Genomic DNA, 21,991 nt, shown 5'->3' on the forward strand with positions numbered 1-21,991 from the left:
CTTCGGCGTTTTACCGCTTTAATTGTTAATTTTGTGCCTTAAGGCGCATTTTTCCAGTGAAAAACTCTGCACACTACCCCGGCATTTTACCGCCCGGGAACGGCGATGAGCCTATTTTAACTTATGGTTAATGTGGTCGTTCGGTGATAAGTTCGAGGGAAAGGTATCGTTTGCGTCACGGCGGTTACACGCAGTTTCCGCCCGTCCCGGCGCAGCATTTGTGTTGAGCAGTCAGTGCGCCATGGCGATCGGGCCGCGAGCCAGGCTCCGCCGCATTGCGTGGCAGCACCCTAACTTCTAGCGACGAGTGGAAAGAGGGAAAAGATGGCAAAGCAAACCCCACTGTACGACCAGCACGTGGCGTGCGGTGCGCGCATGGTAGACTTTCACGGCTGGATGATGCCGCTGCACTACGGCTCGCAGCTCGATGAGCACCACGCGGTGCGTCAGGATGCCGGCATGTTCGACGTGTCTCATATGACCATTGTAGATCTGCACGGCGCCCGCACCCGCGAGTTCCTGCGCTACCTGCTGGCGAACGACGTCGCCAAACTGACCCAACCCGGCAAAGCGCTGTACACCGGCATGCTGAATGCCTCCGGCGGCGTGATCGACGACCTGATCGTTTATTTCCTCACTGAAGACTATTTCCGCCTGGTGGTGAACTCCGCCACCCGCGACAAAGACCTGGCCTGGATCGAAGAGCACGCCGCGCCGTATGGCGTCGCGCTGACGGTGCGCGACGATCTGGCGCTGATCGCAGTGCAGGGCCCGCAGGCCAAAGAGCGTGCCGGTACCCTGTTCACCCCGGAACAAAAAAGCGCGGTCGAAGGCATGAAGCCATTCTTCGGCGTGCAGGCCGGCGAGCTGTTCATCGCCACCACCGGTTACACCGGCGAGGCCGGCTATGAGATCGCGCTGCCGAAAGAGCAGGCGGCGGATTTCTGGCAAAAATTGCTGGCCGCGGGCGTCAAGCCGGCCGGTCTGGGCGCGCGCGACACGCTGCGTCTGGAAGCGGGCATGAACCTCTACGGGCAAGAGATGGATGAAGGCGTTTCGCCGCTGGCCGCCAACATGGGCTGGACCATCGCCTGGCAGCCGGAAGATCGCCGTTTCATCGGCCGCGAAGCGCTGGAGCAACAGCGCGAGCAGGGCACCGAGCAACTGGTCGGCTTGATCATGACGGAAAAAGGCGTATTACGTAATGAGCTGCCGGTGCGTTTCACCGACGCGGCGGGGCAAACCCACGAAGGCGTGATTACCAGCGGCTCGTTCTCTCCGACGCTGGGCTTCAGCATCGCGCTGGCGCGCGTGCCGGCAGGCATCGGCGAGCAGGCTATCGTGCAGATCCGCAACCGTGAAATGCCGGTCAAAGTGACCAAGCCCGGTTTCGTTCGCGCCGGCAAGCCGCTGACAAATTGATTTTTTATTGATTGATTCTTTTATTTCTTCGAAGGAGTAACCGGCGATGAGCAATGTGCCAACAGAATTGAAATACGCATCCTCCCACGAGTGGGTTCGTGCAGAAGGTAACGGCGTTTACACCGTAGGCATCACCGAACACGCGCAGGAACTGCTGGGCGATATGGTGTTTGTCGATCTGCCGGAAGTGGGCCGCAGCGTCGCCGCCGGTGAAGATTGCGCCGTGGCGGAATCCGTCAAGGCGGCGTCGGACATTTACGCGCCAATCAGCGGCGAAATCGTGGCGGTGAACGGCGAGCTGGAAAGCTCCCCGGAGCTGGTCAACAGCGAACCTTACGGTGACGGCTTCCTGTTCCAGATCAAAGCCTCCGACGAAGGCGAGCTGGCGAACCTGCTGGACGCCGCGGCTTATCAGGCCTCGATCGACGAGTAATCGTGACCACGCCCCAGGCTTCTCGGCCGGGGCGTTTTAGTTACCGTTCAAGCTATATCCCGTATCACGCAAGCATTCAGGAATTTGTAGCAATGACTCAGACACTCAGCCAACTCGAACACAGCGAAGCGTTCATCGAACGCCACATCGGCTCTTCTGCGGAACAACGCCAGGAGTTGCTGGCAGCGGTGGGCGCTCGCTCGCTCAGCGCGCTGATCCAACAGATCGTGCCGGCGGACATTCAGCTGCCGGGGCCGCCGCCGGTCGGCGACGCGGCGACCGAACACCAGGCGCTGGCTGAGCTGAAGGCGATCGCCTCGCAAAATCAGCGCTACAAATCCTATATCGGCATGGGCTACAGCGCCGTGCTGACGCCGCCGGTGATCCTGCGCAACATGCTAGAAAACCCGGGCTGGTACACCGCTTATACCCCTTATCAGCCGGAAGTGTCGCAGGGCCGCCTGGAAGCGCTGCTGAACTTCCAGACCGTGACCCTCGATCTCACCGGCCTGGACCTGGCCTCCGCGTCGCTGTTGGATGAAGCGACCGCCGCCGCCGAAGCGATGGCGTTGGCCAAACGCGCCAGCAAACTGAAAGACGCCAACCGCTTCTTCGTGGCTGACGACGTGCATCCGCAGACGCTGGACGTAGTGCGCACCCGCGCCGAAACCTTCGGCTTCGACGTCATCGTCGATAAAGCGGAAAAAGTGCTGGAGCTGGACGGCGTGTTCGGCGTGTTGCTGCAGCAGGTGGGCACCACCGGCGAGCTGCATGACTACAGCGCGCTGCTGGCCGAACTGAAATCGCGCAAAATCATCACCAGCGTGGCCGCCGACATCATGGCCCTGGTGCTGCTGACCGCGCCGGGCAAGCAGGGCGCCGACGTGGTGTTCGGCTCCGCGCAGCGCTTCGGCGTGCCGATGGGCTACGGCGGCCCGCACGCTGCCTTCTTCGCCTGCCGCGACGAGTTCAAGCGTTCGATGCCGGGCCGCATCATCGGCGTTTCCCGCGATGCCGCCGGCAACACCGCGCTGCGCATGGCGATGCAGACCCGCGAGCAGCATATCCGTCGCGAGAAGGCCAACTCGAATATCTGTACCTCGCAGGTGCTGCTGGCCAACATCGCCAGCCTGTACGCGGTGTACCATGGCCCGCAAGGGCTGCAGCGCATCGCCGGGCGTATCCACCGCCTGACCGACATTCTGGCCGCCGGGCTGCAGAAGGCCGGCCTGACGCTGCGTCACAACACCTGGTTCGACACCCTGACCGTTGAAGTGAAAGACAAGGCTGCCGTGCTGGAACGTGCGCTGAGCTTCGGCATCAACCTGCGTACCGACATCCACGGCGCCGTGGGCATCACGCTGGATGAAGCCACCTCGCGTGAAGACGTGCAAACGCTGTTCGCACTGCTGGCCGGCGACAACCACGGCCAGGACATCGACGCGCTGGACGCGGCGGTGAGCAAGAACAACGCATCGATCCCGGCCGCCATGTTGCGCCAGGACCCGATCCTGACCCACCCGGTATTCAACCGCTATCACAGCGAAACCGAGATGATGCGTTACATGCATCGTCTGGAGCGTAAGGATTTGGCGCTGAACCAGGCAATGATCCCGCTGGGCTCTTGCACCATGAAATTGAACGCTGCGGCGGAAATGATCCCGATCACCTGGCCTGAATTCTCCGAACTGCACCCGTTCTGCCCGCCGGAGCAGGCTGCCGGTTACCAACAGATGATCGGCCAACTGTCTCAGTGGCTGGTGCAGCTGACCGGCTATGACGCGGTGTGCATGCAGCCGAACTCCGGCGCGCAGGGCGAATACGCCGGCCTGCTGGCGATCCGTCGCTACCACGAAAGCCGCAACGAAGCGGGCCGCCACGTCTGCCTGATCCCGAGCTCGGCGCACGGCACCAACCCGGCCTCTGCCCAAATGGCGGGCATGAGCGTGGTGGTGGTCGCCTGCGACAAGAACGGCAACATCGATCTGCACGATCTGCGCGTCAAGGCGGAGCAGGCAGGTGAAGAACTCTCTTGCATCATGGTGACCTACCCGTCGACCCACGGCGTGTATGAAGAAACCATCCGTGAAGTGTGCCAGATCGTGCATCAGTTCGGCGGTCAGGTATATCTGGACGGCGCCAACATGAACGCCCAGGTGGGCATCACCACGCCGGGCTACATCGGTGCGGACGTTTCGCACCTCAACCTGCATAAAACCTTCTGCATCCCGCACGGCGGCGGCGGCCCGGGCATGGGCCCTATCGGCGTGAAAGCGCACCTGGCGCCGTTCGTACCGGGCCACAGTGTCGTGCAGATCGACGGCGTAACCACCCAGCAGGGCGCGGTCTCCGCGGCGCCGTTCGGCAGCGCCTCCATCCTGCCGATCAGCTGGATGTACATCCGCATGATGGGCGCGGAAGGCCTGAAGCAGGCCAGCCAGATGGCGATCCTGAATGCCAACTACATCGCAACTCGTCTGAAAGACGCGTATCCGATCCTGTATACCGGCCGCGATCACCGCGTGGCGCACGAATGTATCCTTGATATTCGTCCGCTGAAGGAAGAGACCGGCATCAGCGAAATGGACATCGCCAAGCGCCTGATCGACTTCGGCTTCCACGCGCCGACCATGTCGTTCCCGGTAGCGGGCACGCTGATGGTCGAGCCGACCGAGTCGGAAAGCAAAGTGGAGCTGGATCGCTTTATCGATGCGATGCTGGCAATCCGCAGCGAGATCGACCGCGTCGCCAAAGGCGAATGGCCGCTGGAAGACAACCCGCTGGTGAATGCGCCGCACGTGCAGGCGGAGCTGGTCAACGACTGGCAGCACCCGTACAGCCGCGAGCTGGCGGTGTTCCCGGTGGCCGGCGTGCGCGAGAACAAGTACTGGCCGAGCGTTAAGCGTCTGGACGACGTGTACGGCGACCGTAACCTGTTCTGCTCTTGCGTGCCGATGAGCGATTACGAATAACACGTTCGGCAAAGTTTGTGTTTGGGGGACACCGCATCATGCGGTGTCCCTTTTTATTTTATAGCGGCCTATTCTTTCCTGTACGTTCCCACGATTTAAGGAGTCACCATGCAAGCGGCAATCGTAACAGCGCTGGGGCAAGCCCCGGTTTTCGGCACTTTTGAGGAGCCCCAGGCGCAGGCGAATGAAGTGCCGATCGACGTTCTGGCGGCCGGCATCAAACAGCTGGATCGCGCCACCGTCGCCGGCACCCACTATTCCAGCCCGAAGCAATTGCCAATTGTGCCCGGTACCGACGGCGTGGGCCGTACGGCGGACGGAAAACGGGTGTACTTTGCCTCCTTCCGCCGTCCTTACGGTGCGATGGCTGAGCGCAGCGTCGCGTCATGGACGGTGCCGGTACCGGAGGCGGTGGATGACGCCACGGCGGCAGCGCTGATCAATCCGGCCTTCGCCGCCTGGCTGCCGTTGCGCTGGCGAGCGGATCTGCAGCCCGGTGAAACGGTGCTGATCATCGGCGCCACCGGCACCTCAGGCAAACTGGCGGTTGCCGCGGCGCGTCAGGCAGGGGCTGGGCGTATCGTTGCCGCCGGCCGTCGGCTGAGCGTGCTGGAGGCATTGGGCGTGGATGCCACGGTGGATCTGAGCCTGCAGGGCGAGGCGCTGACGCAGGCCTTCGCGGCAGCGGCGGGGCCGGGCGGTTATCAGGTGATCGTCGATTACATCTGGGGGCCGGCGACCGAAGCGCTGCTCGCAACGCTCAATAATCACGATCTCTCGTCTTACGCCGGCGGACGCGGCATTCGCCTGGTCAACGTCGGTTCGATGGCCGCGCCGGACATCCGGCTGCCGGCGGCGGTGCTGCGCAGCAACCAGCTGCAGATCCTCGGCAGCGGCACCGGCAACTTCCCGCCGATCCCGGAGATGCAGCGCTACGCGGCCGAGATTTTGGCGCTGGCGGCGACCGGAGCGCTCACTATCGAGACGCAGGAGCACGCGTTGGCGGAGATCGCCGAGGTGTGGGATCTGAACAAGAAAAGCGACGTGCGTTCGGTGATGCGCATCGCCCGTTAACCCCGGCCGCTAGCGGCACGGGCAGACCAGATGAATGTCTTCCGGCTCACGGGCGAACAATTCGGTATCCGGTTGTTCGATGAGCTGGCAACCCTGCGCCAGATAGAAGTCTACGGTGCTTTTGTTGGGAATGGAGGAGACATACAGCCCGGCGGCGCCGTCTTGCGCCGCCTGACGCAGGCAGAGCTGGAACAGCTGCCTGCCTAACCCCTGGCCGCGTTTGTGCGCGCTGACGTAAAAGAACAGCAGCTGGCGCAGATCCCGCTGTGGGCCGCGCGGTTCGGTGTCCAGCGCCGCCGCCGCCACGATCTCCTCGCCTTCGAACAGCGCGAAGAATGTCCCGCCGCGATCGAAGCAGGCTTCGTGGATCGGCGTATAGGTTTCCCGATCGTGCGGATCCCAGCCGCGCACGTCGTAGTAGTCCGGGTAGGCTTGCAGCTTGCCGTCCTGCAGGCGATACAGAGTGTCGATAATTTCGCTGCGGTCGATATCCCATAGCCGGTCGAGTTGCTGCCGTTGCAGCAGAACAGGGGCGATCATGGTCGTTGTTAACTCTCAGTCTGTGGCCGGTAACTTTCCGGCAAATCGATGATGAAGCCGATGCCGCGATCGTCAAGGCCTTCGGTGACGCGCAGCTGCGCGCCGATTTTGTCGGCCAGGTTTCGGGCGATGGCCAAGCCGAGCCCGCTGCCGGTTTGCTGCGTACCGGGCACGCGGTAAAAGCGCTCAAACAGGCGGGAACGGTGTTCTTCGCTCACTCCCGGGCCGTTGTCGCGCAACGTAATATAGCAGCCGAGCGGCGCCAGCGAGCGGATATTGGCTTCGATACGGCTGCCGGGGGGCGCGTACTTGAGCGCATTGTCCAGCAGGTTGGTGAAGATGGCGATCAGCGCATGGCGATCGGTACTCACCACCACGTCCTCGCTGCCGTCGAGCGAGAGTTCCACATCCTTTTCCAGCGCATAGGGGACGTGCTGCGCGATGCATTTGCCGATCTCTGCGTAGATGTCCACCGCCTCAATTTTCAGTGGAAAATCTTCCGCCTCCAGCTTGGCCAGGTTGATCAGCTGGCGCGACAGCGATGCCGCGCGATCTAGCCCTTGCTGCATGTCGCCGATGATCTCCCGGCGCTCCTGCTGCTCGCCGACCTGGGTCAGCAGGTGCAGCTGTGCCAGCACGGCGGCGATCGGCGTGCGCAGCTCGTGCGCCGCATCGGCCATAAAGCGCTTCTCGCGCTGATTGGCGGCGTCGATGCGCGCCATCAGCTTGTTGACCTCCACCACCACCGGCCGGATTTCCTGATACTGCTCGCTGACGTTGATCGGCGACAGGTTGCCAGGCTGGCGATCGGAGATGGTGCGGGCGATCTGGCGCAGCGGCCGCAGGCTGAAATAGGCGGTAAACAGCAAGGTAACGATGATGGCTGCCAGAATGCCCAGCAGCGGTACGGCGGTGCTCTCCGCCGGGTTGCCGAACAGCGTGGTGCGATCGTTGAACGATTCGCCGACGATCACCCGGTACTGGTGCTTTTCGCTCCAGCTGCCGGCGAGATGCCAGTTGGCACCGGCGTAATTGACGGAGCCGGACAGCACCGAAGGCGGCAGGCGCAGCGGTTCTCCCTGCGTTTGCGAACTGTAAAGCACCCGGCTGTCCCGATCGTAAACCACAAACAGCGGGTGATAGTCGATTTCATCCTGCATGCCGTTATTGATGGAATCAATGTACATGCCTTCAATGGTCTTGATGATGCCGCGGTAATCGATATTGTCAGTGCCGGTTTCGTCGAGAATATTGGCGATGCCTGCAGCGACGATGCGTTGCTGGTTATCGAAATATTTCTCCATGTCGGGGTAATACCAATATTTCACCCAGGCGACGAGGATCCCCCACAATAATAAAATGGCCAGCACCTGAAAAATAATGGTACGCATAAAGAAGGATTTGAAACCGATCATTCCGCTACTCTTTCTTCAGCAAATAGCCGATGCCGCGTACGGTAATCACTCTTTCTTTACCGATTTTGCGCCGTAAATTATGCATGTGCACTTCCAGCGAGTTACTTTCCACGCTGTCGCCGTGGCCGAACAGCCGCTGTTCCAACACCGCTTTGCGCACCACGGTGCCGGCGCAGCGCATCAGTTCGTGCAGCAGGTGATACTCTTTTTTCGACAGCATCAGCAGTTCGTTATCCAGCATGACCTGATGGTTGACCGGATCGAGATACAGCGCGCCGAGGCTCCAGGTTTGAGAAGCGAAGCCCGCCATGCGCCGGTTAACCGCTTTGACGCGCGAGATGAGTTCGGGCAGCGCAAAGGGTTTGGCCAGAAAGTCGTCCGCGCCGGAGTCGAGGCTGTTCACCAAGCTTTCGATGCGGTCGCGAGCGGTCAGGATGATGATCGGAATATTTTGCCCGGCGGCGCGCCAGGCGATCAGCTTCTGCAAACCGTCGCCGTCCGGCAGCGTGAGATCCAACAGCATCAAATCGAACCCGCCGGGTGAAAGTTTATTTTCCGCGTCGGTGAGCAGGCGCACCCAGCACAAATTAAAGCCGGCCAGCTCCAATGCGCGGCACAGCGCCTTGCCTAATTGCAGGTCGTCTTCCACCAACAGTATGTTCACGTTATTTCCGCTGAGAGCCTTGAGTCGCGCTTATCTAACTATAACGCTGACGGGAAGACAACGGGGAAAACCGCTCTGCCTGCGCGTTCTTAAGCAAACCTTAATCTGACTTTAATCTCGCGTTAAGGGAGCGGGGGGGAATTTCAGTTATTTTGCTGCCATTCGAAATTATGGCTGGGGGAGCAAAACATGCAGACTGAAGGTTTCCCGAACGCGGGCGCCTCGCGGCGGCTGATGTATGTAGGCGTGGCGACGCTGCTCGTTCTGTTGCTGTTGTCTTTTCGCGGCGATGCGCAGAGCCATAGCCACGGCGGCCATCATGCTTCCGCTTTGCAGCGGGTGCATCAGGCGGCGGCGACGGATGCTTACGGCTGCGCCAAGTCGCGCATTAAAAAGCAGCTGCGCCGCCTGGCTCAGCTTTGAAGCGGTTTTTAGGGAGCCGTTCTATACTCTGACGGGCATACGGGGCGCCTGCGCGCAGGCCGCTGTGTTGATATCGCTAACCAGAGAAAAAACAGTATGACGAAAGTGGCATTGGTGACCGGCGCAAGCCGGGGGATTGGCCGCGCGACCGCCTTGCTGCTGGCCCGGCAGGGCTATGCGGTGGGTGTGAATTACCTGCGTGACGAAAATGCGGCGCGCCAAGTGGTGGCGGAGATCGAGGCGCAGGGCGGTAAGGCGCTGGCGCTGCAGGCCGATGTGGCCGATGAAGCGCAGGTGATGGCGATGTTCAGGGCGCTGGATGCCGGGCTGGGCACGCTCAGCGCGCTGGTCAACAACGCCGGCATTCTGTTCCAGCAGGCGAACATTGAACAGTTGACCGCCGAGCGCATCAATCAGGTGCTCGGCACCAACGTCACCGGTTACTTCCTGTGTTGCCGCGAGGCGGTGAAACGCATGGCGCAGCGTCATGGCGGGCAGGGCGGCGCTATCGTCAATGTGTCTTCCGCCGCGTCCCGGTTGGGGGCCGCGGGGGAATACGTCGATTACGCCGCCTCGAAAGGCGCCGTCGATACCCTGACCATCGGGTTATCGCGCGAGGTGGCGGCGCAGGGCATCCGCGTCAACGGCGTACGGCCCGGATTCATCTATACCGAGATGCACGCCAGCGGCGGCGAGCCCGGCCGAGTGGATCGCGTGAAGGACAGTTTACCGATGCAGCGCGGCGGGCAGCCGCAGGAAGTGGCGGAGGCGATCGCTTGGCTGCTGTCTGACGCTGCGTCTTACGTGACCGGTACTTTTATCGAGGCAGCAGGCGGGCGTTGAATGCATGAGGGGGTTTTGACATCCCGTCGTGCGGAGTGTATTTTGATTAAATAACAATCAAAATGTAGTTACAAAAATGTATGTTTATTTTGAATGGAATCAGGATAAAAATCACAGCAACCAGCGTAAACACCGTGTCAGTTTTGAGATAGCGCAACGGGTTTTTCTGGATCCCAACCATTTGGCTGTGCTGGAAAGGATCGAGGATGGAGAAGAACGTTGGCAAACGATCGGTATGGTCGGATCCTGTTTGCTGTTGCTGGTGGCACATACGACGATCGAAACGGATGTCGAAGGCGATACCGTCGAGATCGTGCGTATCATTTCAGCACGCAAGGCCGATGCCAAAGAGAGGGGAAGATATGAAGCGCAAAAATTCCGCCAAAAATCTGGCCCATAGCGTACTCCCGCCGTTGACGGAGGAGCAGAAAGCGCAAATTGCTTCACTGAATGCGTTGCCGGACGAGGACATCGATTATGCCGATGCGCCGGCGCTGGGGGAAGAAACGTGGCAGACTGCGGTTCAGGGGCGTTTTTATAAGCCGATGAAAGTATCAAAAACCATCCGAATCGATGCGGATGTGTTGGCTTGGCTTCAGCGGCCAGGCAAAGGCTATCAGAAACGCCTGAACGCCGTGTTGCGTGAGGCGATGTTGAAAGAGCATGAGCACGAAGAATAATGTGTGTCAGGCGGCTAACGATCCGGTGAGATTCTCACCGGATTTTTTTGCTGTTTTTTAAGGCAACGCCTACCAACGTCGGCCACCTCTCGATGGAGCTCGATCAAAACTATAAAAACGGTCATTCCGCGGAGCGTGAAATGTGACCGTTTACCGTTTATCTCCTGCTCATCGGCAGAACAGGGTCATCATAACTATTCCCGGTAATATCCTGCGCCGCGGGGTTACCCGTCGTGCAGCAGCGCAGTGCGGAATGACAGGATATGCGCCTGCGCGGCCTCGGCGGCGGCGGCGCTGTCTTGTGCGGCCAGCGCGGCGATAATTGCCCGGTGTTCGTCGATCACTTCGCGCATATGCCCTTCCCGCGACAGGGTGCTGGCCCAAAAACGCTGCGCCCTGGCGTGCAGTACACTCAGGATATCCGCCAGCATGTTATTGCCGGCGATCTGCGCCAGTTCCTGGTGAAATTCATGATCGAGTGTCATCATGCGCACCCTATCTCGCTCCTGGCTCGCGGCTTCGATTTGCCGATTGAGTTCGGTCAGCGTTGCTATCTGCCTCTCGGTAATCTTCTGGCTTGCCAGCCGCATACACAGCATCTCGTTAGCCAGCCTTACTTCGATCAATTCCAACGCATCGTCCATCGACAACGGTGAAACCATCACGCCCTTGCGCGGGATGACCTGCAATAACCCCTCGTTGGCCAAGCGGTGGATTGCCTGATTGATCGGCGTTCTCCCCATATCCAGGTCGTTCATCACCTGCGCGGTATTGAGATATTCGCCCGGCTTGTAGCTGAGTGTGACCAGCGCCTGTTTGAAACGCCGGTAGGCCAGCTCGTTCAGTGACACGCCGGCTTCTTCCGTCATCGGGCGCTGCGGGCTTTCTGCGTCAACAGTCTTCACGTTTTGCTCCTGCAAGAAGAAAGTTTTTAGACATAGTACACAAAAACATGGCATGGAAATCGCTTATTTGGTAACTAAAGATATAGTGAAATTTCACAGTGTTTTAACAAAAGGGGCGAAACTGCCATGAGACTGACCTTCACTTTACCTGAATCCTGCGGCGCGGCGACGTTGAATGTTGAGATTGATCATCTGGTGATCGCCGGTTGGACCGGACGCGATCGCGAGGCGATCTTGCACCATATTCGTGAATTGGCCGAGCTGGGCGTGCCCCAGCCCAGTGCAATCCCCCTGTTTTACCGCGTTGCCGCCAATCAGTTGAGCCAGCAAGAGACCATTGAAGTCATTGGCAACGCGACGTCCGGCGAAGTGGAACCGCTGATTTTTGCCCACCGCGGCGAACTGTTCGTGTCATTGGCGTCCGATCACACCGATCGTCAACTCGAAGCGCACAGCGTGGCGCTGTCGAAACAGATTTGCGTTAAACCGGTGGCGCGAGCCGCCTGGCCGCTCCAGGAGGTGTTGGAACATTGGGACAGTTTGATCTTGCGTTCGTGGATCAGGGAAGAGGGCGAATGGCGATTGTATCAACAGGGCTGCCTTGCCGCGTTGCGTACGCCCGGTGATTTGCTGGAACGTTACTTCACCGGTATGCAGCCGCCGGAGTGCGGGCTGGCGCAGCCGCAAACGCCCGACGGGTTGGCGATGACTTGCGGCACGGTGGCGGCGATCGGCGGCATTCGACCGGCTGGCGAGTTTCGCATGGAACTGGTGGACGACGTGCTCGGGCGAACCATCAGTCATCGCTACCGCAGCATCGAACTGCCGGTGGTGGCGTAATGAAAAAGCTGACTTTGATGCAGGCCACCGCCGGGCTGGCTAGCGGTGAGTTCACCGCAGTGCAACTCACCACCGCCGCTTTGGCGCAGATCGTCGATGAGCGGGGAGAGGGGGGGCGCGCGTTTACGCGAACATACACCGAGTGGGCGCAACGGCAAGCGCAGGCCTCCGATCGGCGACGCGCCGCCGGCTCGCCTCTGTCGGCGCTGGATGGCGTGCCGATCTCGGTCAAGGATCTGTTTGACGTGGCCGGTGAGGTGACCACGGCCGGTTCGCGCGTATTAGCGGACGCGCCAGCCGCTGAAAAACACGCTGCGGTAGTGGAACGGCTGTTGCAAGCCGGCGCGGTGGTGGTTGGCAAAACGACGATGACGGAGTTCGCCTATTCCGGTCTGGGCATCAATCCGCATTACGGGACGCCGGCCAATCCTTGGGAGCGCCAGGCGGCGCGCATTCCCGGCGGCTCCTCTTCCGGTGCGGCGGTGGCGGTGGCCGACGGCATGTGCCTGGGCGCGATTGGCAGCGATACCGGCGGGTCGGTACGCATTCCCGCCGCGCTGTGCGGGTTGACCGGTTATAAACCCACTGCACGGCGCATCAATGACGCTGGCTTACTGCCGCTGTCGCCTTCGCTGGATTCGATCGGCGTGATCGCTCATGACGTCGCCAGCTGTATTGCGCTGGATGCACTGATTGCCGACTGTCCGCTGCGGGTGCTGCAAAAAACGTTGGCGCAGGCGCATTTTGCCGTGCCGCAAGCGGTGGTGCTGGATGAACTGCAGCCGGAAGTTGCCGGGGCGTTCCAGCGCAGCCTGCAATGCCTGAGTCAGGCAGGCGCACGTATTGAATTGATCCCCGCCACGGCGTTCGCCGAGCTGGCGGCGATCAATGCCGATGGCGGTTTCACCGCGCTGGAGTCCTGGCGCTGGCATCAAGCGTTGATCGCTGAACGGGCCGATGGCTATGACCCAAGGGTGCTGTCGCGCATTCGCCGCGGTGCATCCTTGGGCGATGCTGAGCTGCAGCTGTTGCAGCGACAACGTGCCGACTGGCAGCGGCGAGTTACGGCGGCGCTGCAGAGTTTTGACGCTTTGCTGATGCCGACCGTGCCGCTGATTGCGCCAACTATCGGCGAGCTGGCGGCGGATGATGCCTACTTCCATTGCAACGGACTGATGCTGCGCAATCCCGCGATCATCAATTTCCTCGACGGTTGCGCGTTGTCCTTGCCTTGCCAACAGCCAGGAGAGGCGCCGGTCGGACTGATGCTGGCTGGGTTGCCGATGCGTGATGAGGCGTTGTTGGGGTGGGCGCTGGCGATCGAGCGCTGCCTCGCCGACGCGTGATTTTCCGGTGGGCGCAGGCCTGCCTTTTGAGATGACCAGGAGAATATTCATGAACGATTCCCAGAACGGAATGCTGTTTGTCGCGACGGATGTCGCCACGCAGGATGATGCGGATTTCAATCGCTGGTATGACCGCGAACATGTGGAGGAGCGAGTGCGGGTGCCCGGCTTTTTATCCGGCACACGCTATCGGGCATTGCAGGGGGGGCGTCAATATTTGGGGCTGTATAAAACCGAATCGTTGGCCAGTTTTACCTCCGAAGCCTATCGCGCCGCGTTTCAACACCAAACGCCATGGTCGGTGGCGAGCCTGGAGAAAATGCGAGATCCAATGCGCAGAGTGTGTGCGGTGGAGGCGGTCACTGGCCAAGGGTGCGGCAGTCATCTCTGTATCTTCGTGCTGCCTTCGGCGGCATCGGAAGCGCTGCATGCCCGCATCTTGCAACTGGGCGCGCAGCTGGCTGAACAGCCTGGATTCGTGCGCAGCAGCCTGTTGACGCCGGATGCCGAACTCAGTTCCCCGCTGCCGAAAGAATCGCGAGAAAACCGCCGAATGTTGCCGATGCTATTGATCGAAAGCAGCGACGCCGAAGCCGGCCTGCGTTTAAGCGAGCAGGCCGCTGAAGCGCTGAACATGCCCGCCGCCGATGCCTGGCATTATGCCCTTGGCTGGCAACTGACTGCACAGGAGCTGACATCATGAATGCATACACCACTGAAACGGCACAGGTTGCCGCACCGGCCGCAGAAAGTGCCGCCGCAACGCCCAATACCGGCAAACTTGCGGCGGCCAGCTCGATCGGTACGGCGCTGGAATGGTACGATTTCACCGTCTACAACATCATGGCCGCGTTGATTTTCAACCATGTATTCTTCCCATCGTTCGATCCACTGGTGGGCACGATTCTGGCTTTCTCCACTTACGCGGTGGGCTATGTTTCCCGGCCGATCGGTGGCATCGTATTCGGCCACCTTGGCGATGTGTTGGGACGGCGCTTTGTACTGGTCACCACGCTGGTGATCATGGGCGTGACCACGGCGTTGATGGGGTTGCTGCCCGGCTACGCCAGCTGGGGGATTTGGAGCCCACTGCTGCTGGTGACGCTGCGCTTTATTCAGGGCATTGCGCTGGGCGGAGAATGGGCGGGTGCGGTACTGTTGTCGATGGAACACGGTAAGCCGCATCAGCGCGGGCGCAACGCGTCCTTTGCTCAGGTAGGGCCGTCCTGCGGTTCGTTGATCGGCACAGGCCTCATTACGCTGGTGACGTTGGCGATGTCGGCGGACGATTTTCAGCAATGGGGCTGGCGGATTCCGTTCCTGCTGAGTCTGGTGCTGGTCATCTTCGGTTTGTGGCTGCGCCGGGGTGTGGGTGAGACGCCGGCATTTTTGCAACTGGAGGCGTCGAAAGATGTTACGCAGTCGCCGGTGCGCGAAGTCTTCACGCAGCACATGCGTCCGCTGCTGATCGCCGGCGGATCGCGTATCGGCTCTGACGTGCTCTATGCGTTGGTGGTCGTGTTCACGTTGACCTACGTCACCACCGTGCTGAATCTGCCGCGCCCGCTGGCGCTGGGTGCCACCATGCTGGGGGCGATAGGCAACGCCGTCGCAGTACCGCTGTTTGGCGCGTTGTCGGATCGCTTCGGCCGTCGTCCGGTGTATATCGGCGGTGCATTGGCAGCGATAGTGTGGGCGTTTGCGTTCTTCGTCCTGCTCGACAGCAGTCAACCGGTGTTGATCTGCATGGCTGTGGTGATTGGGCTGTTGATCCATGCGGCGATGTATGGGCCACAGGCGGCATTCATCACGGAACAGTTCCCGACACGGGTGCGTTATGCCGGCTCTTCGTTAGCCTATACCTTGGCGGGGATTATCGGTGGCGGCTTTGCCCCGCTGATCATCACTTCTCTGTTTAAATCTTACGACAGCACGCTGGCGATTTCCGCCTATGTTGCGTTGGCTCTGCTTATCACACTTTGGGCGGTATGGGCGGCGCGGGAAACGGCGCATAAGCCGCTGTAAATAGAACGCCGGGCTACTTTGGGGCCGGCGCTCGGTCAAAACCACACAAACGGTCATTAACGGTCATGCTGCGGAACGTGGAATTGTGACCGTTTACCGTTTCTCTCCTGTCTGCCTCAGGCGCTCGCGCATCATAACTGTCTGTTACTCCACACTTTCGTAATTATTCATTTCATTTCCTTCCCGATTTTTTTGACAACTATCACAGCGCGATCGTTGACCGACCGCGGGGCGATGCGCTTTGCGTCTGCGCGCAAAACGCGGCGCGGCAAATCGATATCGTAATCATCGTCGTGGAGGAGAAAAGAAACATGCTGCCTGTAGAACGTCATCGCTTTATTACCGAAGTCTTGAGCCAGCGCGGCCGCGTGATGGTGCAGGAGGTGGCGCAGCTGTGCCAGATCTCTATCGAGACGGCGCGGCGTGATCTGGCCCTGCTTGAACGGCGCGGCCTGCTGCTGCGCAGCCACGGCGGCGCGGTGTTCGTCGAGCCGCCGGCGGTGGAAAAAACCTATGTGCCCGCCGAGATAGACCAGGGAGAGTCCTTCCGCCAGCGCAGCAATGAGTCGCCGGAGCAGAAGACGCGTATCGCCAAACGCGCGCTGGGGTTTATCGCGCCGGGGGATTGCCTGCTGCTGGACAGCAGCTCCACCAGTTGGTTTTTGGCGCGCCAGCTGCCGGATATCTCGCTGGTGGTGCTGACCAACTCGCTGCACATCATCCAGACGCTGGCCTGCAAGGCCAACGTGCGCACCATCGGGCTGGGGGGCGAGTATTCCGCCAAGTACGAGGATTTTATCGGCGTGCTGGCGGAGCAGATGCTGAAAGAGTTCGTGATCAACAAGCTGTTTTTCTCCTGCCACGGCATTTGCCAGGACGGCGGCATCCGCGAGAGCAATGAGCACCATGCGCGGCTGAAGCAACAGATGCTGCTGGCCTCGGAGCGCAAGTTCCTGCTGGTGGACAGCAACAAGTTCGGCCGCCGCTCGTTCGCCCGCATTTGCCATTACCGGGAAATAGATACGCTGATCACCGACAGGCTTGGCGACGACGAGTTTCGTCAGGAATTGGCCTGGAATAACGTCGACGTGATTGAAGTTTCACCCGCCGCGAAAAGGGCGGCGCGATAACAACAACGAAAACCTTTATTACAGCCAACACTTGTGGAGAGAGAACAATGAAAAAATCCGTACTGGTCGGTCTGTTTGCCTCGCTGCTGCTGTCGGTCTCCGCGCAGGCGGCGGACAAGCTGAAAATGGGCGTGGTGGTGAAGATCGGCGGCATTCCCTGGTTCAACGCCATGGAGGCCGGCATCAAAAGCGAGAGCGCCAAACGCGGCATCGACGCCTGGATGGTCGGGCCGACGGCGGCGGATCCGGCGCTGCAGGTGCGCGCCATCGAGGATCTGATCGCGCAGAAGGTGGACATTATCGGCGTGGTGCCGAACGACGCCCGGGTGCTGGAGCCGGTGCTCAAGCGCGCGCAGGAAGCGGGCATCAAGGTGATCGTGCACGAATCCCCCGGCCAGAAGTACGCCGACTGGGATTTTGAGCTGGTGGACGCCTCGCAGCACGGGGTCAACCACATGAAAGCGCTGGCCGCCTGCATGAAAGAGCAGGGCAAGTATGCGGTGTATGTCGGCAGCCTGACGGTGCCGCTGCACATCACCTGGTCGGACTCGGCCATCAACTACCAGAAGCAGCACTACCCGAACATGCAGCTGGTGGGCGACAAGTTCGGCGTGGGGGAATCGCTGGATGACAGTGTGCGCACCACCAACGATCTGATGGCCAAATATCCCGATCTGAAAGGCGTGCTGGCGTTCGGTTCGCAGGGGCCGATCGGCGCCGGGCGCGCGGTGCTCAACCGCGGCAAAAGCAACGATATCTGCGTCATTGGGCCGTTCAGCCCAGGCCAGGGCGCTTCGCTGGTCAATCGCGGCGCCATCAAGGGCGGTTATATCTGGAATCCGATGGTGGCCGGCGAAGTGTTCGTGCGCATCGCCGACATGATGCACAAAGGAGAAAAAATCACCGATGGCATGACCATCGAGGGTATGGGCAAGGTGCAGGTGGATGCGCAGCAGCACACTATTCTCGGCAACGCCACCGAAAGCCTGGATAAGCAAAACCTGCCGAAGCTGGTGAAAATGGGGCTGTAATCATGGCGATTTCCGGCAATACGGCAACGCAGGGTGCACCGCTGATCGCGTTGCAACAGCTGTCGATGACCTTCGGCGGGCAGCGAGCGCTGAACAATATCTCACTGGCGCTGATGCCGGGGGAGGTGCACTGCCTGGCCGGCACCAACGGCTGCGGCAAGAGCACGCTGATCAAGGCGATCGCCGGCGTGTATCAACCGGATGACGGCAGCCGCATTACCCTCGATGGGCAAACCTTCGGCCGGCTGTCGCCGGATCAGGCGCGCGCCTTCGGCATCCAGGTGATCTATCAGGATCTGTCGCTGTTTCCCAACCTGACGGTGGCGGAAAACATCGCCTTCGAGCACAACCTGCGCGGGCTGTTGGGGTGGCACCGGCCGGCGCGGCTGCGGCGCACCGCCGAGCGCCTGCTGCAGGAGCTGAGTTTTAATCTCGATCTCGACAAACGGGTGGCGGAGCTGCCGATTGCCCAGCGCCAGCAGGTGGCAATCTGCCGCGCGCTGGTGGCGGAAGCGCGGCTGGTGATCATGGATGAACCGACCGCCTCACTGACCCGCACCGAGGTCAATCAGCTGCTGCGCACGGTGGATTACCTGAAAGCGAAAGGCATCTGCGTGGTGTTCGTCAGCCACCGGCTGGACGAGGTGCTGGAGATCTCGGATCGCGTCACGGTGATCCGCGATGGCAACAAGATCGGCACCTGGCCGGCGGCGGAGATCTCCGGCGATCGCCTGACCGAGTTGATGACCGGCTTGAAGCTGGATTATCGCCTGAAGTCACCGAGCATGAATAAGGATCGGGTGATGCTGGAGGCGGATCGTCTCAGCCGCGCCGGGCAGTATCAGGACGTGAGCTTCCGCCTGCATCAGGGCGAGGTGCTCGGGCTGTGCGGACTGCTCGGCTCCGGGCGTACCGAGCTGGCGCTGAGCCTGTTCGGCATGACCCGCCCCGACAGCGGCAAGCTTTATCTCGATAGCAAACCGGTACGCTTTCGCGGCCATGAGGACGCGATCAAGGCCGGCATCGGTTACGTCTCGGAGGATCGCCTGACGCTGGGGCTGGTGCAGCAACAGTCGGTGGCGGATAACGCGGTGCTGACCATTCTCGATAAGCTGCGCGGGCGTTTTCGCCTGATCGACGATTACCGCAAGAATCGCATCGTCGCGGAGTGGATCGCCAAACTCGGCGTGCGGGTGGCGGATCCGGATCAGGCGGTTTCGACGCTGTCCGGCGGCAATCAGCAAAAGATCGTGCTGGCCAAGTGGGTGCTGACCCAGCCGCGGATCCTGATCCTCGACTCGCCGACCGTCGGTGTCGACGTCGGCGCCAAGGCCAGCATCTACCAACTGATCCATCTGCTGGCGCAGGAGGGGATCGCGATTCTGCTGATCTCCGACGAGGTGCCCGAGGTGTATTACAACTGCGATCGGGTGTTGCACTTCAGCGGCGGCAGCGTGATCGGTGAATACCTGCCGGGGCAGGTGGGCCAGCAGCAGCTGGCGGAGGCGGTCAATGCGTAGATTCAGTCTGAAACCGCGCGGCAACGAAGGCTATCTGGCCTGGGTACTGCTGCTGACGGTCATCGTCTTTTCGCTGCTCAGCGATCGGTTTTTGACGGTGCAGAACCTGCTCGATCTTAGTGAAAGCTACGCGGTGAGCGGCATTTTCGCCCTCGGCCTGTTCGTGGTGCTGGTGACCGGCGGCATCGATATCTCCTTCGCCGCAGTCGCCTCGGTGGTGCAGTACCTGATCGCCACGCTGGCGACGCATTACGGCCTGGCCAGCCCGGCGGGCAGCATTCTGCTGGCGTTGGCGATCGGCGCCACGCTGGGCATGGTCAACGCGCTGCTGATCTACTGCCTTCGCATCGTCTCGATCATCGTCACCATCAGCATGCAGGCGTTCTTGTTCGGCATGCTGATGTGGCTGACCAACGGCCGCAGTGTGTACGCATTGCCGGACTGGTGGACGTTGCCGCGCAGCGTGCTGCCGTTCCAAGTGGGTGAGCAGAGCTATCAGCTCGGTTTGCCGACGCTGGTGATGCTGGCGGTGGCGCTGCTGACCTGGCTGCTGTTGAACAAAACGCACCTCGGGCGCCAGCTGTTTGCCGTCGGTGGCGATGCGGAATCGGCGCGGCGCATCGGCATCCGCGTCGGCCTGCTGCATCTGTTCGCCTATGGCTATCTGGGCGCGATGGCGGCGATCGGCGGCCTGGTACAGGTGTACCGCATGGGGGAGGTGGTGCCCAATGCGCTGGTGGGCGGTGAGCTCGATGTACTGGCGGCGGCGGTGCTGGGTGGCGCCAGCCTCAACGGCGGCAAGGGCAGCGTGATCGGCACGCTGATGGGCGTATTCCTGATCGGCGTGCTGAAAAACGGCCTCAACCTGATCGGCGTGTCCAGCTACTTCATGAACGTGGTGATCGGTCTGGTGATCGTCGCGGCGATCACCGTCACTCACTACAAGAAGCGCAAAGAAACCGACGTCGGTTTCGCCTGAGGAGCACCTGATGGGCAACTACCTGAAATTTCGTCCAGACGGTACCGCCGTCGGCCTGTTGGCGCTGTTGCTGGCGGTGGTGCTGGCCTTCAGCATGCTGATGCCGGGGCGCTTCTTCAGCGGCGCCACCTTCACCAGCGTGGCGTTCCAGCTGCCGGAGCTGGGCCTGCTGACCCTGGCGATGTTCATCCCGATCCTCAGCGGCGGCCTGAACCTGTGCATTATCGCCAGCGCCAACCTGACCAGCCTGCTGATGGCCTGGCTGTTCATCAGCTATCTGCCGGCGGACGCCGGGCTGGGATTGCAGACGGTGTGGCTGGTGTTGGCGCTGGTGGCGGCGATGCTGCTGGCCGGGCTTATCGGCGCGGCGACCGGCGCATTGGTGGCGTACGTCGGCGCGCATCCGATTCTGGTGACGCTGGCCACCATGACCACGGTCAACGGTATCGGCATCTACCTGACGCGCGGCGCGGCCCTAAGCGGCATGCCGGAGATCGTGCGGTTTATCGGCGCTGAGAGCGTGCTGGGCGTGCCGGTACCGCTGTGGATCTTCCTGGTGGTCGCCGCGTTGCTGGCGCTGTTCTTGCAGAAAACCCGGCTCGGCAAATGCATCTACATGAGCGGCAGCAACATCAACGCTACCCACTTCAGCGGCGTGAATACCCATCGAGTACTGATCGCCATTTACACCCTCTCCAGCCTGCTGTGCGTCATTGCCGGGCTGGTGATGATGGCACGCTTCAACTCGGCGCGCATGGGCTACGGCGACTCTTACCTGCTGCTGACGGTGCTGGCGATCATTCTGGGTGGCACCGATCCATTCGGCGGTTTTGGTCGGGTCAGCGGCGTGGTATTGGCGCTGATCGTGCTGCAGGTGATCGCGACCGGTTTGAACCTGATGAACGTCAGCCCGCATTTCAGTCTGGCGATGTGGGGCGCGGTGCTGATCGCGGTGCTGGCGATGAAGTTTTTCCGGCATCGCTATCGGCAGCGGCGGGCGATGCGCCGCAGCGCGGCCCTGGCCAGAACCGCGGCGGGCCACTGATCCCTTTTCCCTTTTGCGCAGGATAACGCTAATGAAATACCAGATTTCACCTTCACTGATGTGCATGAACCTGATGGATATCCGCCAGCAATTGGCGGTGCTGAATCGCCGCGCCGATATGCTGCATATCGACATCATGGACGGGCACTACGTTAAAAACATCACGCTGTCGCCGTTCTTTATCGAACAGATCCGCCCGCACACCTCGTTGTTGCTGGATGTGCATCTGATGGTAGAGAACCCGACCGATTTCATCGACCCGATCGCCCGCGCCGGGGCGGATTTTATCTGCCCGCACGCCGAAACCATCAACCGCGACGCGTTTCGGGTGATCAATCAAATCCGCGCGCTGGGCAAAAAAGTGGGGGTGGTGCTGAACCCGGCCACGCCGGTGGAGTTTATCCGCCACTACCTTCACCTGCTGGACAAGGTCACCGTGATGACCGTCGATCCGGGCTATGCCGGGCAACCGTTCATTCCCGAAATGCTGGAAAAGATCCGCCAGTTGCGCGATCTGAAACGCCAGCAAAATCTGCGCTATCTGATCGAGATCGACGGATCCTGCAATCAGCGGACCTACCGCGATCTGATGGGCGCCGGCGCGGAGGTGTTGATCGTCGGCAGCTCCGGGTTGTTCAACCTCGATCCGGATCTGGAGACGGCATGGGAAAAAATGCTGGATCAAATGCGGCAGGCGGCCTGAG

At 60.9% G+C, this 21,991-nt stretch carries 22 protein-coding genes; 18 read left to right on the forward strand and 4 right to left on the reverse strand.

The window, feature by feature from the left end:
- Window positions 1-324 precede the first annotated feature (324 nt).
- The 4 genes from gcvT to ACJ8IL_RS09560 all read left to right on the forward strand — a co-directional run bounded on the left by gcvT (window position 325) and on the right by ACJ8IL_RS09560 (window position 5,901).
- Window positions 325-1,422 carry a glycine cleavage system aminomethyltransferase GcvT gene (gcvT, locus tag ACJ8IL_RS09545; protein WP_004931631.1) on the forward strand — a complete coding sequence of 366 codons (1,098 nt, stop codon included), beginning with the start codon at window positions 325-327 and terminating at the stop codon, window positions 1,420-1,422.
- Window positions 1,423-1,468: 46 nt separating this feature from the next.
- Window positions 1,469-1,855: a glycine cleavage system protein GcvH gene (gcvH, locus tag ACJ8IL_RS09550; RefSeq protein WP_025304150.1), complete on the forward strand. Its 387-nt coding sequence runs from the start codon at window positions 1,469-1,471 to the stop codon at window positions 1,853-1,855.
- A gap of 92 nt (window positions 1,856-1,947) precedes the next feature.
- A complete protein-coding gene (gcvP, locus tag ACJ8IL_RS09555; protein ID WP_197835972.1) occupies window positions 1,948-4,827 on the forward strand; it encodes an aminomethyl-transferring glycine dehydrogenase in 2,880 nt (959 codons plus the stop codon).
- Window positions 4,828-4,935: 108 nt separating this feature from the next.
- A complete protein-coding gene (locus ACJ8IL_RS09560) occupies window positions 4,936-5,901 on the forward strand; it encodes a quinone oxidoreductase family protein (RefSeq protein WP_049206141.1) in 966 nt (321 codons plus the stop codon).
- A 9-nt stretch (window positions 5,902-5,910) separates the two neighbouring features.
- Here ACJ8IL_RS09560 and ACJ8IL_RS09565 read toward each other — a convergent pair whose 3' ends face one another.
- Genes ACJ8IL_RS09565 through ACJ8IL_RS09575 form a run of 3 tightly spaced genes read right to left on the reverse strand, consistent with a single transcriptional unit; the run spans window position 5,911 to window position 8,520 of the window.
- On the reverse strand, window positions 5,911-6,438 hold the full coding sequence (locus ACJ8IL_RS09565) for a GNAT family N-acetyltransferase (RefSeq protein WP_442516528.1): 528 nt from the start codon (window positions 6,436-6,438) through the stop codon (window positions 5,911-5,913).
- Between the two features lie 11 nt (window positions 6,439-6,449).
- Window positions 6,450-7,856, reverse strand: coding sequence for an ATP-binding protein (locus tag ACJ8IL_RS09570; RefSeq protein WP_043142639.1), 1,407 nt, complete (start codon window positions 7,854-7,856; stop codon window positions 6,450-6,452).
- A gap of 4 nt (window positions 7,857-7,860) precedes the next feature.
- Complete coding sequence (locus tag ACJ8IL_RS09575; RefSeq protein WP_025304145.1) at window positions 7,861-8,520, reverse strand: response regulator; 660 nt, start codon at window positions 8,518-8,520, stop codon at window positions 7,861-7,863.
- Between the two features lie 189 nt (window positions 8,521-8,709).
- Between ACJ8IL_RS09575 and ACJ8IL_RS09580 the strand changes: the two genes are divergently transcribed.
- From ACJ8IL_RS09580 to ACJ8IL_RS09595, 4 genes are all read left to right on the forward strand, one after another.
- On the forward strand, window positions 8,710-8,943 hold the full coding sequence (locus ACJ8IL_RS09580) for a hypothetical protein (RefSeq protein WP_025304144.1): 234 nt from the start codon (window positions 8,710-8,712) through the stop codon (window positions 8,941-8,943).
- 96 nt (window positions 8,944-9,039) lie between these two features.
- Complete coding sequence (locus ACJ8IL_RS09585) at window positions 9,040-9,786, forward strand: SDR family oxidoreductase (RefSeq protein ID WP_025304143.1); 747 nt, start codon at window positions 9,040-9,042, stop codon at window positions 9,784-9,786.
- A 76-nt stretch (window positions 9,787-9,862) separates the two neighbouring features.
- The gene (locus ACJ8IL_RS09590; protein ID WP_071845113.1) at window positions 9,863-10,186 is read left to right on the forward strand and encodes a BrnT family toxin; all 324 of its coding nucleotides are present in this window, start codon (window positions 9,863-9,865) and stop codon (window positions 10,184-10,186) included.
- Window positions 10,149-10,466, forward strand: a complete 318-nt coding sequence (locus ACJ8IL_RS09595; protein WP_033639455.1) for a BrnA antitoxin family protein — start codon at window positions 10,149-10,151, stop codon at window positions 10,464-10,466. The genes ACJ8IL_RS09590 and ACJ8IL_RS09595 overlap by 38 nt, the downstream gene beginning before the upstream one ends.
- 224 nt (window positions 10,467-10,690) lie before the next feature.
- On the opposite strand, the gene ACJ8IL_RS09600 is transcribed toward ACJ8IL_RS09595, so the two are convergent.
- Window positions 10,691-11,335 (reverse strand): GntR family transcriptional regulator, encoded by a 645-nt coding sequence (locus ACJ8IL_RS09600; protein ID WP_169540627.1) that lies wholly within the window; start codon window positions 11,333-11,335, stop codon window positions 10,691-10,693.
- Between the two features lie 162 nt (window positions 11,336-11,497).
- On the opposite strand from ACJ8IL_RS09600, the gene ACJ8IL_RS09605 reads away from it, so the two are divergent.
- From ACJ8IL_RS09605 to alsE, 10 genes are all read left to right on the forward strand, one after another.
- Window positions 11,498-12,211, forward strand: coding sequence for a DUF2848 domain-containing protein (locus tag ACJ8IL_RS09605; RefSeq protein WP_025304139.1), 714 nt, complete (start codon window positions 11,498-11,500; stop codon window positions 12,209-12,211).
- On the forward strand, window positions 12,211-13,557 hold the full coding sequence (locus tag ACJ8IL_RS09610; RefSeq protein WP_442516513.1) for an amidase: 1,347 nt from the start codon (window positions 12,211-12,213) through the stop codon (window positions 13,555-13,557). Before ACJ8IL_RS09605 ends, ACJ8IL_RS09610 begins: the two co-directional genes overlap by 1 nt.
- Before the next feature lie 49 nt (window positions 13,558-13,606).
- A complete protein-coding gene (locus tag ACJ8IL_RS09615) occupies window positions 13,607-14,260 on the forward strand; it encodes a DUF4286 family protein (RefSeq protein WP_043142626.1) in 654 nt (217 codons plus the stop codon).
- Window positions 14,257-15,582, forward strand: coding sequence for an MFS transporter (locus tag ACJ8IL_RS09620; protein WP_025304136.1), 1,326 nt, complete (start codon window positions 14,257-14,259; stop codon window positions 15,580-15,582). The genes ACJ8IL_RS09615 and ACJ8IL_RS09620 overlap by 4 nt, the downstream gene beginning before the upstream one ends.
- A 311-nt stretch (window positions 15,583-15,893) precedes the next feature.
- On the forward strand, window positions 15,894-16,712 hold the full coding sequence (locus tag ACJ8IL_RS09625) for a DeoR/GlpR family DNA-binding transcription regulator (protein WP_025304135.1): 819 nt from the start codon (window positions 15,894-15,896) through the stop codon (window positions 16,710-16,712).
- A 47-nt stretch (window positions 16,713-16,759) separates the two neighbouring features.
- Window positions 16,760-17,743, forward strand: a complete 984-nt coding sequence (locus tag ACJ8IL_RS09630) for a substrate-binding domain-containing protein (RefSeq protein ID WP_025304134.1) — start codon at window positions 16,760-16,762, stop codon at window positions 17,741-17,743.
- A 2-nt stretch (window positions 17,744-17,745) separates the two neighbouring features.
- A complete protein-coding gene (locus ACJ8IL_RS09635) occupies window positions 17,746-19,263 on the forward strand; it encodes a sugar ABC transporter ATP-binding protein (protein WP_442516514.1) in 1,518 nt (505 codons plus the stop codon).
- Window positions 19,256-20,242, forward strand: a complete 987-nt coding sequence (locus ACJ8IL_RS09640) for an ABC transporter permease (RefSeq protein WP_060434989.1) — start codon at window positions 19,256-19,258, stop codon at window positions 20,240-20,242. Before ACJ8IL_RS09635 ends, ACJ8IL_RS09640 begins: the two co-directional genes overlap by 8 nt.
- A gap of 10 nt (window positions 20,243-20,252) precedes the next feature.
- On the forward strand, window positions 20,253-21,287 hold the full coding sequence (locus ACJ8IL_RS09645; RefSeq protein ID WP_308370100.1) for an ABC transporter permease: 1,035 nt from the start codon (window positions 20,253-20,255) through the stop codon (window positions 21,285-21,287).
- 31 nt (window positions 21,288-21,318) lie between these two features.
- Window positions 21,319-21,990: a D-allulose 6-phosphate 3-epimerase gene (alsE, locus tag ACJ8IL_RS09650; protein WP_033639463.1), complete on the forward strand. Its 672-nt coding sequence runs from the start codon at window positions 21,319-21,321 to the stop codon at window positions 21,988-21,990.
- Window position 21,991: the final 1 nt, after the last annotated feature.

Source organism: Serratia sp. CY47444 (assembly GCF_052168635.1).
In the GTDB taxonomy this organism is placed as follows: Bacteria; Pseudomonadota; Gammaproteobacteria; order Enterobacterales; family Enterobacteriaceae; genus Serratia; species Serratia bockelmannii.

What these genes read in the sequence shown, in the direction of transcription:
- ACJ8IL_RS09630 (WP_025304134.1), top strand. Translation starts at nt 16,760, where the DNA reads ATGAAAAAATCCGTACTGGTCGGTCTGTTTGCCTCGCTGCTGCTGTCG.
- ACJ8IL_RS09580 (WP_025304144.1), top strand. Translation starts at nt 8,710, where the DNA reads ATGCAGACTGAAGGTTTCCCGAACGCGGGCGCCTCGCGGCGGCTGATG.
- ACJ8IL_RS09590 (WP_071845113.1), top strand. Translation starts at nt 9,863, where the DNA reads ATGTATGTTTATTTTGAATGGAATCAGGATAAAAATCACAGCAACCAG.
- ACJ8IL_RS09635 (WP_442516514.1), top strand. Translation starts at nt 17,746, where the DNA reads ATGGCGATTTCCGGCAATACGGCAACGCAGGGTGCACCGCTGATCGCG.
- gcvT (WP_004931631.1), top strand. Translation starts at nt 325, where the DNA reads ATGGCAAAGCAAACCCCACTGTACGACCAGCACGTGGCGTGCGGTGCG.
- ACJ8IL_RS09600 (WP_169540627.1), bottom strand. Translation starts at nt 11,335, where the DNA reads ATGACGGAAGAAGCCGGCGTGTCACTGAACGAGCTGGCCTACCGGCGT.
- ACJ8IL_RS09615 (WP_043142626.1), top strand. Translation starts at nt 13,607, where the DNA reads ATGAACGATTCCCAGAACGGAATGCTGTTTGTCGCGACGGATGTCGCC.
- ACJ8IL_RS09560 (WP_049206141.1), top strand. Translation starts at nt 4,936, where the DNA reads ATGCAAGCGGCAATCGTAACAGCGCTGGGGCAAGCCCCGGTTTTCGGC.
- ACJ8IL_RS09620 (WP_025304136.1), top strand. Translation starts at nt 14,257, where the DNA reads ATGAATGCATACACCACTGAAACGGCACAGGTTGCCGCACCGGCCGCA.
- ACJ8IL_RS09570 (WP_043142639.1), bottom strand. Translation starts at nt 7,856, where the DNA reads ATGATCGGTTTCAAATCCTTCTTTATGCGTACCATTATTTTTCAGGTG.
- ACJ8IL_RS09640 (WP_060434989.1), top strand. Translation starts at nt 19,256, where the DNA reads ATGCGTAGATTCAGTCTGAAACCGCGCGGCAACGAAGGCTATCTGGCC.
- ACJ8IL_RS09605 (WP_025304139.1), top strand. Translation starts at nt 11,498, where the DNA reads ATGAGACTGACCTTCACTTTACCTGAATCCTGCGGCGCGGCGACGTTG.
- ACJ8IL_RS09595 (WP_033639455.1), top strand. Translation starts at nt 10,149, where the DNA reads ATGAAGCGCAAAAATTCCGCCAAAAATCTGGCCCATAGCGTACTCCCG.
- gcvH (WP_025304150.1), top strand. Translation starts at nt 1,469, where the DNA reads ATGAGCAATGTGCCAACAGAATTGAAATACGCATCCTCCCACGAGTGG.
- ACJ8IL_RS09625 (WP_025304135.1), top strand. Translation starts at nt 15,894, where the DNA reads ATGCTGCCTGTAGAACGTCATCGCTTTATTACCGAAGTCTTGAGCCAG.
- ACJ8IL_RS09585 (WP_025304143.1), top strand. Translation starts at nt 9,040, where the DNA reads ATGACGAAAGTGGCATTGGTGACCGGCGCAAGCCGGGGGATTGGCCGC.
- ACJ8IL_RS09610 (WP_442516513.1), top strand. Translation starts at nt 12,211, where the DNA reads ATGAAAAAGCTGACTTTGATGCAGGCCACCGCCGGGCTGGCTAGCGGT.
- alsE (WP_033639463.1), top strand. Translation starts at nt 21,319, where the DNA reads ATGAAATACCAGATTTCACCTTCACTGATGTGCATGAACCTGATGGAT.
- ACJ8IL_RS09645 (WP_308370100.1), top strand. Translation starts at nt 20,253, where the DNA reads ATGGGCAACTACCTGAAATTTCGTCCAGACGGTACCGCCGTCGGCCTG.
- gcvP (WP_197835972.1), top strand. Translation starts at nt 1,948, where the DNA reads ATGACTCAGACACTCAGCCAACTCGAACACAGCGAAGCGTTCATCGAA.